14 protein-coding genes are annotated in these 12,005 nt (G+C 37.1%); 13 read left to right on the forward strand and 1 reads right to left on the reverse strand.

Annotated features, from left to right (window positions below):
* The first annotated feature begins 160 nt into the window (after window positions 1–160).
* From ypjB to HRG09_RS05015, 3 genes are all read left to right on the forward strand, one after another.
* Entirely contained in the window at window positions 161–949 is a 789-nt protein-coding gene (ypjB, locus tag HRG09_RS05005; RefSeq protein WP_174099639.1) for a sporulation protein YpjB, read from the forward strand.
* Between the two features lie 105 nt (window positions 950–1,054).
* Window positions 1,055–1,738, forward strand: coding sequence for a zinc metallopeptidase (locus HRG09_RS05010; protein ID WP_174099640.1), 684 nt, complete (start codon window positions 1,055–1,057; stop codon window positions 1,736–1,738).
* A gap of 129 nt (window positions 1,739–1,867) precedes the next feature.
* Window positions 1,868–2,509 (forward strand): uracil-DNA glycosylase, encoded by a 642-nt coding sequence (locus tag HRG09_RS05015; RefSeq protein ID WP_174099641.1) that lies wholly within the window; start codon window positions 1,868–1,870, stop codon window positions 2,507–2,509.
* 84 nt (window positions 2,510–2,593) lie between these two features.
* On the opposite strand, the gene HRG09_RS05020 is transcribed toward HRG09_RS05015, so the two are convergent.
* Entirely contained in the window at window positions 2,594–3,475 is an 882-nt protein-coding gene (locus HRG09_RS05020) for a YitT family protein (RefSeq protein WP_174099642.1), read from the reverse strand.
* 385 nt (window positions 3,476–3,860) lie between these two features.
* On the opposite strand from HRG09_RS05020, the gene HRG09_RS05025 reads away from it, so the two are divergent.
* From HRG09_RS05025 to panD, 10 genes are all read left to right on the forward strand, one after another.
* The gene (locus HRG09_RS05025) at window positions 3,861–4,202 is read left to right on the forward strand and encodes a nucleotide pyrophosphohydrolase (protein ID WP_174099689.1); all 342 of its coding nucleotides are present in this window, start codon (window positions 3,861–3,863) and stop codon (window positions 4,200–4,202) included.
* Entirely contained in the window at window positions 4,202–5,002 is an 801-nt protein-coding gene (dapB, locus tag HRG09_RS05030) for a 4-hydroxy-tetrahydrodipicolinate reductase (protein ID WP_174099643.1), read from the forward strand. The genes HRG09_RS05025 and dapB overlap by 1 nt, the downstream gene beginning before the upstream one ends.
* A 15-nt stretch (window positions 5,003–5,017) precedes the next feature.
* Entirely contained in the window at window positions 5,018–5,413 is a 396-nt protein-coding gene (gene mgsA / locus HRG09_RS05035) for a methylglyoxal synthase (protein WP_017152496.1), read from the forward strand.
* Window positions 5,414–5,424: 11 nt separating this feature from the next.
* Window positions 5,425–6,129 carry a bacillithiol biosynthesis deacetylase BshB1 gene (gene bshB1, locus HRG09_RS05040; protein WP_174099644.1) on the forward strand — a complete coding sequence of 235 codons (705 nt, stop codon included), beginning with the start codon at window positions 5,425–5,427 and terminating at the stop codon, window positions 6,127–6,129.
* The gene (gene bshA / locus HRG09_RS05045; RefSeq protein ID WP_174099645.1) at window positions 6,126–7,271 is read left to right on the forward strand and encodes an N-acetyl-alpha-D-glucosaminyl L-malate synthase BshA; all 1,146 of its coding nucleotides are present in this window, start codon (window positions 6,126–6,128) and stop codon (window positions 7,269–7,271) included. The genes bshB1 and bshA overlap by 4 nt, the downstream gene beginning before the upstream one ends.
* A complete protein-coding gene (locus HRG09_RS05050) occupies window positions 7,258–8,451 on the forward strand; it encodes a CCA tRNA nucleotidyltransferase (protein ID WP_174099646.1) in 1,194 nt (397 codons plus the stop codon). The genes bshA and HRG09_RS05050 overlap by 14 nt, the downstream gene beginning before the upstream one ends.
* A complete protein-coding gene (locus HRG09_RS05055; RefSeq protein WP_174099647.1) occupies window positions 8,436–9,416 on the forward strand; it encodes a biotin--[acetyl-CoA-carboxylase] ligase in 981 nt (326 codons plus the stop codon). The genes HRG09_RS05050 and HRG09_RS05055 overlap by 16 nt, the downstream gene beginning before the upstream one ends.
* A gap of 384 nt (window positions 9,417–9,800) precedes the next feature.
* Window positions 9,801–10,637 carry a 3-methyl-2-oxobutanoate hydroxymethyltransferase gene (gene panB, locus HRG09_RS05060; RefSeq protein WP_174099648.1) on the forward strand — a complete coding sequence of 279 codons (837 nt, stop codon included), beginning with the start codon at window positions 9,801–9,803 and terminating at the stop codon, window positions 10,635–10,637.
* Window positions 10,637–11,485 (forward strand): pantoate--beta-alanine ligase, encoded by an 849-nt coding sequence (panC, locus tag HRG09_RS05065; protein ID WP_174099649.1) that lies wholly within the window; start codon window positions 10,637–10,639, stop codon window positions 11,483–11,485. Before panB ends, panC begins: the two co-directional genes overlap by 1 nt.
* Before the next feature lie 12 nt (window positions 11,486–11,497).
* Entirely contained in the window at window positions 11,498–11,881 is a 384-nt protein-coding gene (gene panD, locus HRG09_RS05070) for an aspartate 1-decarboxylase (protein ID WP_000490174.1), read from the forward strand.
* Window positions 11,882–12,005 lie beyond the last annotated feature (124 nt).

Consider the following 12,005-nt stretch of genomic DNA (forward strand, 5'->3'; position numbering starts at 1 on the left):
GGACAGTTCATCTCCCGCCTAACTTCTTTGTTTTTGCAGAATTGTGTGGTGGGAGTCTTACTGTCCTAAAATAGCGGGATAAAATATTTTTCAGCTTCGTTCTGTTCTATTCTTGTCCACCTTAACATATTTTGTACTAGTAGTTATAGGGGGGACCGGAATGAAGAGAGTCTTAATTGGAATGATAGCATTTCTGATTATATTGCTTCCAGTACGTATATACGCTGAAAAATGGGATGAGTTGACGGGGCTATTAGATGATTCCTTACAACTTGTAAAACAAGAAGAATATGAGAAAGCAACGCAAGTATTACAGCATTTCTCAGAGCAATTTGTATTACGAGAGAATGAAAAAGAGAATGAGCTAACACCTATACATTTTCGGGTAATTTCTTTAGCGTATGACAAAGCGCAACAATCACTTGGAGAAGAAAGTGTAGATCGTCAAATAAAAATAGATGATGTATTGGCCTTACAACTGGTGGTGGATGCGGAAGTGTCTAAGTATCAACCGCTTTGGATAGAAAGAGAAGGACGGGTTATGGGGGCTTTTGCTAAAGTCGAAAAGGCACTTCAAGTAGAAGATGACGAACGTTTCCAACAATCGCTAAATACATTTCTACATGAATTTGGTGTGATTTATCCAAGTTTAATGATTGCGTTGCCAGAAAATCAATCACAGCGTGTAAATGCTCATCTATCGTATTTGGATGAATTTCGTAACGTCATGTTAAAAAATAAAAGTGGGCAAACGCAATTAGGAATTATAAAAGAGGATTTACAAAAAATATTTCAAACAGCAAAAAAAGATGAAGTGGATTCTTCTCTCATATGGTTTATGACAATTACAGGTGGACTTATTTTCTTCACATTAACATACGTCGGTTGGAGAAAGTATAAGGGAGAGAAAGCAAAACGTACTAGTGGGATACATTCTAAAAACCGGTAAGGTTACGAATTTAGATACGAATTGTAAGGTTTCTTTATTGACAATGTGTAAAGAAGAAAATAGAATGGAAAGTACTAATAATTACGACTTCAATGGAGGTTCATGATGGGTTTTTACTTGGTTTATTTCGCGATCATTATGATCATACCGTTGTATGCACAATCAAAAGTACGCAGTGCTTATAGTAAGTATTCGCAAGTGTATTCAACATCGGGTATGACAGGAGCGGAAGTAGCTCGAAAAATTTTAGATGAAAATGGTTTATATAACGTAGCTGTAGAAGAAACGCCAGGACATTTATCAGATCATTATGATCCAACAGCTAAAACGGTTCGCTTGTCAACTGATAACTATTATGGTCATTCAGTTGCTGGAACAGCTGTAGCAGCCCATGAAGTAGGGCATGCGATTCAAGATGCGAAAGATTATAAATTTATGCGTTTTCGCCATTCTCTAGTTCCTATTGCAAACTTCGGATCGAATATGTCATGGGTGTTTATTATGATTGGTATATTTGCAACGATGTCAAAATTGTTGTTATTAGGAATTGTTTTAATGGCAGCAGGTGTAGTTTTCCAACTTGTAACATTACCGGTTGAGTTTGATGCTTCAAAACGTGCGATGCAGCAAATTGAAGCACTTGGAATTGTATCAACAGATGAATATGGGCAAGCTCGTAAAGTATTGAACGCAGCAGCGTTAACATACGTGGCAGCTGCAGCTGTAGCGGTATTTGAATTACTTCGTCTAGTACTGATGTATACAGGTATGCAACGTAGTGATGACTAAAGACTATCGATTTCGATAGTCTTTTTGTTTTGAAATCTATTTAGGGATTTTAAATGAGAAAAGAGAGCGTAATGAATTTGAGGAAGAAAGTTATAATAAGAAGCATAGGTAAAGTGACTATGGGGGAAGGTGATGAAAATACAATATCCAGATTCATTAGTGGAGCAGGTGAAAGAGCGCAGTGCTAACTATGCATTGGAAGGTTTTTTATGTGGGCAAGGTCCCAAAAAACCGAAACTAATGCTTGTTGGAGAAGCTCCTGGAGAAACTGAAATTCATAACGGAATACCGTTTAGCGGGAGAGCAGGTAAGGAGCTAATGTTTTTTTTAGAACGGATCGGTCTTACAAGAGAGGAAGTATATATTACGAGTGCTGTGCGTAGTAGGCCTTATAAATGGAGAGAGAAAAGAGAGCGGAGTGGACAAATAGTTCAGAAGAAATACAATCGCACTCCCAATCAGAGAGAAATACTTGCGCATGCTCCTTTGTTAGATTATGAGATGAAGCATGTGCAAGCACCTGTTATTGTAGCTCTTGGAAATATTGCATTAAAGCGTTTAGTGGGATCAAATAAAAAGATTACTGATGTTCATGGACAATTATTACAGCAGCCAATACAAAGATTGAAAAATAATCAAAGTACAGATTTTATTTGGACTGAAAAGGTATTTAATATTTTCCCGACATTTCATCCAGCATCCATTTTTTATAATAGAAGCTTGTTGGATTTGATCTATGAGGATTTAGAAAAGTTGAGAAAGTACATATAATAAAAGTTTTTATAGTGGTTTAAAAAGTAAAAAGCTATCGGATTCGATAGCTTTCCTATTTATATGTTTAGAAAGGTTACCTGTTTAATTGTGTAAAGGGTTTTTATTCTCATCTAATGTAAATCCTTCACCAACTACATCATGTACGTCACTCACTGCAACAAATGCATGGGGATCTACAGAAGTAATAATATTTTTTAATTTTACGATTTCATTTTTTGCTACAACACAATAAAGTACATTTCGTTCAATCTTTGTATAGGAACCAACTGCTTTCAAGAAAGTTGCACCGCGCTCCATTTCGGATAAAATTTTGGCAGCAATTTCGTCATTTTTGTCAGAAATAATGGTGGCTCCTTTCGCTGCATATGCACCTTCTTGCATGAAGTCAATAACTTTGGCACCAATAAAGACAGCAACTAACGTATACATGCCTTCGCGATACGATAAGTATGTAAGAATTGAAACGACGATGACAACAGCATCAAACATAAACATTGTTTTTCCCATACTCCAGCCTATATACTTATGTGCTAATCGGGCGATAATATCGACACCACCAGTTGTTCCTCCATATTTGAATATAATTCCGAGTCCAATCCCGATAAATGCTCCGGCGAACAATGCTGCTAATGTCATATCGTTTTGTAAGTTTAAATGTAGATTTAATGATTCGTAACGCTGGAAAATCCATAGAAATAAGGAGACGCTAAATGTTCCAATTAATGTGTACAGGAAAGTTGTTCGACCAAGTAATTTCCAACCGACGAAAAAGAGAGGGATGTTTAAGATTAAGTTTGTATAAGAGGGGTCGAGTGAAAATAGAAAATATAATAATAGCGTAATGCCTGTAAATCCACCTTCTGCTAAGTGGTTTTCAATATTAATATTAACGATACCAAAAGAGAAGATAGCCGAACCGAGCAAAATAAATATAATGTTTTGAATTTTTAAGTTGGTTTTCATGTAGTAAGCCCCCTAATATGTAATCGTTCCTTCGTTCTATTGAAATAACTCATGACAAAGAAACAAAATAAGAATAGTAAGTCACTTGTATGATTGTAAATGTTGATAGGTAATCTTTTATAAGGAAGAGCATTTTGAAAAGAAGTTTCACTTTACCCCGCTCAAACGGTTGGTAGAAGAAAAAGCCAAGAAGAAAGGGCGGACCATCCGTAAGAGCCCAATTGGTTCAACTAATCTTTTGCAAGAAGAGCGTTTGCAAAAGAAAGTTTCACTTTATTATAGTCTATCCAAAAAAACGTGGCAAATAGGGATAGAAGTGGAATAATATTTGTCAAATCGCGATGAATTGGCTAACATGAAAGAGGAAGGATTAGAGGTGAACAACATGGAACAAAAAACGATGAAAGATATGCAGCAAGAAGTAGATGCGTATATTAGTCAATTTAAAGAAGGTTATTTTAGTCCACTTGCAATGATGGCTCGTTTGACAGAAGAGATGGGTGAACTTGCAAGAGAAGTGAATCATTATTATGGTGAGAAACCAAAGAAAATAACTGAAAAAGAGAGAACAATTGAAGAAGAGCTTGGAGATGTATTATTTGTTATGATCTGTATGGCAAATAGCTTACATATTGATTTAGAAACAGCACATAACACTGTGATGAATAAATTTAATACACGTGATAAAGATCGCTGGACACGTATTGACGAGGGAGAGAAAGAATAATGGAAAATATTAAAGTAATTATTGCAGGGCCAAGAGGACGTATGGGGCAGGAGGCAGTCCTTCTTATGGAAAGAACACCACATTTTCAATTAGTAGCAGCAGTTGATTATAAGCACGGTGGTGAAAAAATTTCCAATCTTGCTGGAATGCCTGCATTAGATGCACCAATCTATGCGGATTTACATACTTGTTTAAATGAAGTAGAAGCAGATGTATTACTAGATTTAACAACGCCAGAAGTAGGAAAAAAACACGTTACACTTGCTGTTGAACGTGGTCTTCGTTCTGTTATCGGTACGACAGGGTTTACAGAAGAAGAACTTCAGCATTTAACAAACACTGCAAAAGAAAAACAAGTTGGTACCATTATTGCTCCAAACTTTGCAATCGGTGCAGTACTTATGATGAAGTTTTCTCAAATGGCAGCAAAATATTTCCAAGATGTTGAAGTGATTGAATTACATCACGATCAAAAATTAGATGCACCATCAGGTACAGCTGTCAAAACGGTAGATTTAATTCGTCAAAGCCGTGAACCAAAACAACAAGGTCATCCAAATGAAACAGAACAATTAAAAGGAGCACGTGGTGCGAATGTGGATGGTATTCATATTCATAGTGTGCGTTTACCAGGGCTTATTGCACATCAAGAAGTATTGTTCGGTGGAGATGGACAGATGCTAACAGTTCGTCATGACTCATTTAACCGAGCGTCATTTATGTCTGGAGTAAAATTATCTATTGAGACAGTAATGAACCTTGATCATCTTGTATACGGTTTAGAGAATATCATTGACTAAGGGGAGAGACAACGGATGAAAATTGCCTTAATTGCACATGACAAAAAGAAAGATGATATGGTTTCGTTTGCATACGCATATAAACCAATTTTTGAACAACATGAACTTTTCGCAACAGGAACAACAGGTCTTCGTATTATGGAAGCGACTGGTTTAGCAGTTACAAGATATCAATCTGGTCCTCTTGGCGGTGACCAAGAGATTGGTGCAATGATTGCCAAAAATGATTTAGACATGGTAATTTTTTTCCGGGATCCGCTAACGGCACAACCACATGAGCCAGATGTAAATGCATTGCTTCGTTTATGTGATGTGTATGCGATTCCGCTCGCAACGAACATGGCAAGTGCAGAAATGTTAATGCATGCATTAAATCGGGGAGATTTAGACTACCGAAAGTTAAGAAAATGAGGGGAACAACTATGAGTGGATTACATATATTAGCGTTTGGTGCCCATGCCGATGATGTTGAAATCGGCATGGCAGGCACCATTGCCAAATATACGAAACAAGGATATAAAGTTGGCATCTGTGATTTAACAGAAGCTGATCTATCTTCAAATGGAACGGTAGAATTAAGAAAAAAAGAAGCGCAGGAAGCTGCTCGCATTATGGGAGTTGAAAAGCGAATTAATTTAGCGATGCCGGACCGTGGTTTGTATATGAAGGAAGAATATATTCGTGAGATCGTAAAGATTATTCGTACATATAAGCCGGCGCTAATTTTTGCACCCTATTATGAGGATCGTCACCCAGATCATGCGAATTGTGCAAAACTTGTAGAAGAAGCGATATTTTCAGCGGGTGTTCGTAAATATATGCCGGAATTTCCGCCACACCGCACGCAATCTTTTTATTATTATATGATTAATGGTTTTCATAAACCGAATTTCTGTATAGATATTAGTGAACAGCTTTCTGAAAAATTAGCAGCGTTAGAAGCGTATGAAAGTCAGTTTACAACGGGAAGTGATGGTGTGAAGACGCCATTAACAGAAGGATATGTTGAAACAGTAATCGCTCGTGAGAAAATGTTTGGAAAAGAAGTTGGGGTTATGTATGCTGAAGGATTTATGAGTAAGAAGCCAGTTCTATTACATGCTGATTTAATAGGGGGATGTAAATGAAATTGAAAATAGGTATTACATGTTATCCTTCTGTAGGTGGTTCTGGAGTTGTGGGAACGGAACTTGGAAAGCAATTAGCTGAACGAGGACATGAAATTCACTTCATTACCTCTGGGGTTCCATTCCGGTTAAATAAAGTATATCCAAACATTTATTTTCATGAAGTAACGGTAAATCAGTATTCTGTTTTTCAATATCCACCTTACGATTTAGCATTAGCAAGTAAAATGGCAGAGGTTGCACAGAGAGAAAACTTGGATATTTTACATGTGCACTATGCGATACCACATGCAATTTGTGCATACTTAGCGAAGCAAATGATTGGAGACGATATTAAAATCGTTACGACGTTACATGGAACGGATATTACTGTACTTGGTTCAGATCCTTCACTAAATAATTTAATACGGTTTGGTATTGAGCAATCTGATGTTGTTACAGCTGTATCACACTCATTGATTCGAGAAACGAATGAGCTTGTAAAACCAAATAAAGAAATTCAGACGGTATATAATTTTATTGATGAGCGTGTCTATTTTAAGAGAGATATGTCCCAACTAAAAAAAGAGTATGGCATACGTGAAGATGAAAAGGTATTAATTCATATTTCGAATTTTCGCAAGGTCAAGCGTGTACAAGATGTTGTCCAGTCATTTGCTAAAATTGTAAAAGAAGTGGATGCGAAATTATTACTTGTTGGTGATGGACCAGAATTTTGTACAATTTTACAGTTGGTGAAAAGCTTACATATTGAAGAACATGTTTTGTTTTTAGGAAAACAGGATAATGTTGCAGAGCTTCTTGCCATGAGTGACTTAATGTTACTATTATCAGAAAAAGAAAGTTTTGGTCTTGTTTTACTAGAAGCAATGGCTTGTGGTGTGCCATGCATTGGAACAAGGGTTGGGGGCATTCCAGAGGTTATTAAACATGGTGAAACAGGATACATTTGCGAAGTCGGTGATACTATAGGTATAGCAAAACAAGCGATACAACTGCTTAAAAATAAAGAGCTTCATCGAAATATGGCAGAGCAAGCGATGAAAGCAGTATATGAGCAATTTCGTTCAGAAAATATCGTTTCACAATATGAGGCGATTTATTATGACATACTAAGGGATGACAAAAATGAAACGATTTAAACAAGCAGGAGCAATTATTGAGACATTGAAACAACATGGGCATGAAGCATATTTTGTTGGAGGAAGTGTGCGTGATTTTATTATCAATAGACCAATTGGTGATATTGATATCGCAACATCAGCTCTTCCAGAAGAAGTGATGCATTTATTCCCAAGACATGTCCCGGTTGGCCTTGAACACGGTACGGTTATTGTTGTCCAAGAAGGCGTTCCGTATGAAGTGACAACATTTCGAACAGAGAGTGATTATGAAGATTTTCGCAGACCAAGTAGTGTTCAGTTTGTTCGTTCATTAAAAGAAGATTTAAAACGACGAGATTTTACTATGAATGCGATTGCGATGAATGAAGTGGGAGACATCATTGATTTGTTTCGAGGGCAAGATGCAATTCGTAAACAAGAAATTGCAACAGTGGGAAATGCTGCGGATCGATTTCAAGAAGATGCACTACGTATGATGCGTGGTATTCGCTTTGTTAGTACTTTAGGATTCTCTTTAGAGGAACAAACGAAGCGTGCGATTGAAAAGTATGGGCATTTACTGGAACATATAGCGATTGAAAGAATTACAGTTGAGTTTGAAAAGCTGTTAACAGGTATATATTGTGTAAAGGGGCTTCAACAACTAGTAGAGACGAAACTATTTACGCACTTACCATATTTACAAATGTCAGAAGAAAGAATTTTAAAAGCCGCGCAATATAACTGGGATTCTTTTGAAACTGATATCGAGGCATGGGCATTTTTCCTATATTGCACCGGTGAAGAACATCCATCTGTGTTTTTGCGTCAATGGAAATTTTCAAATAAAAAAATAAAAGATATTGTTGCTGTTATATTAGCAATCCGCTTTAGAAAAACAAATTCATGGGATGCAGTTTCTCTATACAAAACAGGTTTACATACTGCATTAATGGCCGAAAGAGTATATCAAGCTATTATAGAAAAATATGATATGTCTTCTGTAAATCACGTACAGTCATTATTTGATTCACTATCCATTCATAATCGTCAAGAAATGAAAGTAAGCGGTAATGATTTGTTAGATTGGACAGAAAAAACACCAGGACCATGGGTTGCAGAAGTGTTGCAAAAGATTGAGAAAGAAATTTTACAAGAACGATTAGAAAATGAGAAAGAGAAAATAAGGGAGTGGCTACACAGATGCAATCTACTATAAGAAAGCAATTATTACAAGTTTTTTCTGAAGCAGATGGCGAATTTGTATCTGGTCAAACTATTAGTGACAAGCTCGGTTGTTCGAGGACTGCTGTCTGGAAACACATGGAAGATCTTCGGAGCGAAGGATACGAACTTGAAGCAGTACGCCGCTTAGGATACCGAATTGCGAGTAAGCCAGATAAAGTAACGGCAAATGAAATCCAATTAGGGTTACAAACAGAATTTATAGGAAGAACCGTGTATTTTGAGGAATCTGTTGAATCTACGCAGCATATTGCAGCCAAGCTTGCATATGAAGGGGCGGCGGAAGGAACAATTGTAGTTGCGGAAGAACAAACAGCAGGTCGCGGTCGTTTAAGTAGAAAATGGCATTCACCAAAAGGCACTGGAATTTGGATGAGTATTATTTTACGTCCAGCTATTCCTGTTCACCATGCCCCTCAGCTTACATTATTAGCGGCTGTCAGTGTAGCGCAAGCAATTGAGAAATGTACAGGTGTGAATGTCGGGATTAAATGGCCCAATGATATTTTAATTGAAGGGAAAAAGGCTGTCGGCATTTTAACAGAGATGCAAGCTGACCCTGATAAAATTAATGCTGTGATTATGGGGATTGGAATTAATGCAAATCAGAAGCAAGAACATTTTGCTGAGGAGATACAGCAGATTGCAACATCTTTAGCAATTGAATCAGGAAATCCAATTGTTCGAGCGGAACTTATGCAACAGATCTTTTTACAAATGGAAAAGTTGTATCAAGAATATGTAAAGAATGGCTTTTCAGTTGTTAAACTTCTATGGGAGAGTTATGCGATAAGCATTGGGAAAGAAATTACAGCTCGAACGATGAAAGACACGATTACAGGTATAGCAAAAGGAATTACAGCAGAGGGTGTACTTATGTTAGAAGACCGTAAAGGTGAGATTCATCATATTCATTCTGCGGATATAGAAATTAAATAAAGAGAAGTTCCTACTTGGGAGCTTCTTTTTATTTGTACATTGGATGATGCTTGAAATAGAGCTATTATTCATGTTATATTCGTTTTCATTTTTGAAATTTCACATACTGTATTAGGGTAGAAAATTATTTTTTCAAAAAAATGTAGCAATTTCATTTCTTAGTTTGCTATAATTAGTTCGAATATGGGCAGTATCTGGATGAACTGCACCATTATTTTAAGCAATGAAGAAAAATAATTTGGATTCTGCCTTGATCCAACAACGGACTGGGACAGAGGGATGAATTTTGCCGACTAACACAACCCTTCTGCCCTTTTATGGCCAGAGGGGTTTTTTATATGATTTCGGCCATCTCCTCTCTCCTGAATAAAGGAGGAGTAATTTTTGAAAACGAAAACAGATTTTTTGAAAATGAAAGAGAAAGGTGAGCCGATTACGATGCTTACAGCGTATGATTATCCATCTGCTAAGTTAGCGGAAGAAGCTGAAGTCGATATGATTTTAGTTGGAGATTCTCTCGGAATGGTTGTCCTTGGATATGATTCCACAGTTCCTGTAACAGTAGAGGATATGATACATCATACGAAAGCAGTTCGCCGCGGTGCAAAGGAGACTTTTGTTGTAACAGATATGCCGTTTATGTCTTATCATGTATCATTGTCAGAGACGATGCATAATGCGCGCCGTATTGTACAAGAAAGTGGAGCACATGCAGTGAAAGTGGAAGGCGCAGGTGAAGTGGTATCTATTATTCACTATTTAACGAATGCAGGAATTCCTGTTGTAGCACATCTTGGTTTGACACCTCAATCTGTTGGGGTACTAGGTGGGTATAAAGTGCAAGGAAAAGATGCTGAAAGTGCAAAGAAATTATTGGAAGATGCGAAGAAGTGTGAAGAAGCTGGAGCGATAGCAATTGTACTAGAATGTGTACCAATGCAGTTAGCAAAGATAGTATCAGATGAGCTAACAGTTCCTACAATTGGAATTGGTGCAGGAAAAGATGTGGATGGTCAAGTACTTGTTTATCATGATTTAATCTCGTATGGAGTAAGCAGGGTTCCAAAATTTGTGAAGCAATATACCTCGGTTCAAGAAGAAATTGTACGTGGAATCGCGCAATATGTTGCTGAAGTAAAAACAGGACGATTTCCGGAAGAACAACATTCATTCACAATGAAAGAGGAAGAGTATGTAGCATTATACGGGGGAAAACAGTGATGAAAATTATAACAACAGTACAAGACATGCAACAAATTGCGAGCGAAATCCGTGCAAGTGGGAAAGAAATTGGCTTTGTTCCAACAATGGGGTATTTACATGAAGGGCATGCAACTTTATTGCGCCAAGCGAGAAAAGAAAATGAAGTTGTTATTTTAAGTGTATTTGTAAATCCATTACAGTTTGGACCAAATGAAGATTTAGATCGTTACCCAAGGGATATTGATAGAGATGAAAGAGTGGCAAAAGAGGCTGGTGTTGACTACTTATTTTATCCGAGTGTAGAAGAAATGTACCCGGCAGAACAGACAACAAAAGTTGAGGTCGTCAAGCGTACAGACGTATTATGCGGTAAACAACGACCCGTTCATTTTGCTGGTGTTGCGACTGTTTTGATGAAGTTATTTAATATTACAATGCCAACTCGTGCCTACTTTGGTATGAAAGATGCACAGCAAGTTGCCGTTATTGAAGGATTTATAAATGACTTTAATATTCCGGTTACAATAGTGCCTGTTGACATTGTAAGAGAAGAGGATGGATTAGCACGAAGCTCTCGAAATGTGTATTTATCAGAAAGAGAACGCGCAGAGGCTCCTCATTTATATCGTAGCTTATGTATAGCGAAGGAACAAATTGAAGCTGGAGAGCGGAATCCGCAAATGATTACAAGTCTTGTGAAAGAATATATTGAGGAAAATACACAGGGCGTTGTTGATTATGCAGATTTATATGCGTATCCAACTTTGACAGAAATTGAAACAATTGAGGGACGTATTATTCTTGCAATTGCAGTGAAATTTGATCATGCACGTTTAATTGACAATATTACATTAACGGTTAAATAGGGGGAGTCATCTATGTTTCGCACAATGATGAGAGCAAAGTTACACCGCGCGACTGTAACAGAAGCAAATTTAAATTATGTAGGTAGTATTACAATTGATGAAGATTTAATGGACGCAGTGGAGATTGTAGAAAATGAAAAAGTACAAATTGTAAATAATAATAATGGAGCTCGCTTAGAGACGTATGTAATCAAAGGGGAACGTGGCAGTGGTGTTGTTTGTTTAAATGGTGCAGCTGCAAGGCTTGTACAACCTGGAGACAAAGTTATTATTATTTGTTACGGTCTCGTAGCGGGAGAAGAAGTATATAAACAAGTACCCAAAATTGCGGTGTTAGATGATAACAATCAAATTATTGAAATGTTAGGTGCTGAAAAAGCCGGTACGATTTTATAAAATGAAAAGCTATCTCATATGGGATAGCTTTTCATTTTATCTTATTATCACGAGCAGTAAGGCATATATCTCAAGATTCAGAGAGGCGCGGCAAATAGATAATTGGGAATAATAGCACGTAAAA

The sequence above is a fragment of the Bacillus sp. Xin1 genome (genome assembly GCF_013314535.1).
Classification (GTDB): domain Bacteria; phylum Bacillota; class Bacilli; order Bacillales; family Bacillaceae_G; genus Bacillus_A.

What these genes read in the sequence shown, in the direction of transcription:
- panD (WP_000490174.1), top strand. Translation starts at nt 11,498, where the DNA reads ATGTTTCGCACAATGATGAGAGCAAAGTTACACCGCGCGACTGTAACA.
- HRG09_RS05050 (WP_174099646.1), top strand. Translation starts at nt 7,258, where the DNA reads ATGAAACGATTTAAACAAGCAGGAGCAATTATTGAGACATTGAAACAA.
- mgsA (WP_017152496.1), top strand. Translation starts at nt 5,018, where the DNA reads ATGAAAATTGCCTTAATTGCACATGACAAAAAGAAAGATGATATGGTT.
- HRG09_RS05025 (WP_174099689.1), top strand. Translation starts at nt 3,861, where the DNA reads ATGGAACAAAAAACGATGAAAGATATGCAGCAAGAAGTAGATGCGTAT.
- ypjB (WP_174099639.1), top strand. Translation starts at nt 161, where the DNA reads ATGAAGAGAGTCTTAATTGGAATGATAGCATTTCTGATTATATTGCTT.
- bshA (WP_174099645.1), top strand. Translation starts at nt 6,126, where the DNA reads ATGAAATTGAAAATAGGTATTACATGTTATCCTTCTGTAGGTGGTTCT.
- HRG09_RS05055 (WP_174099647.1), top strand. Translation starts at nt 8,436, where the DNA reads ATGCAATCTACTATAAGAAAGCAATTATTACAAGTTTTTTCTGAAGCA.
- panC (WP_174099649.1), top strand. Translation starts at nt 10,637, where the DNA reads ATGAAAATTATAACAACAGTACAAGACATGCAACAAATTGCGAGCGAA.
- HRG09_RS05010 (WP_174099640.1), top strand. Translation starts at nt 1,055, where the DNA reads ATGGGTTTTTACTTGGTTTATTTCGCGATCATTATGATCATACCGTTG.
- dapB (WP_174099643.1), top strand. Translation starts at nt 4,202, where the DNA reads ATGGAAAATATTAAAGTAATTATTGCAGGGCCAAGAGGACGTATGGGG.
- HRG09_RS05020 (WP_174099642.1), bottom strand. Translation starts at nt 3,475, where the DNA reads ATGAAAACCAACTTAAAAATTCAAAACATTATATTTATTTTGCTCGGT.
- bshB1 (WP_174099644.1), top strand. Translation starts at nt 5,425, where the DNA reads ATGAGTGGATTACATATATTAGCGTTTGGTGCCCATGCCGATGATGTT.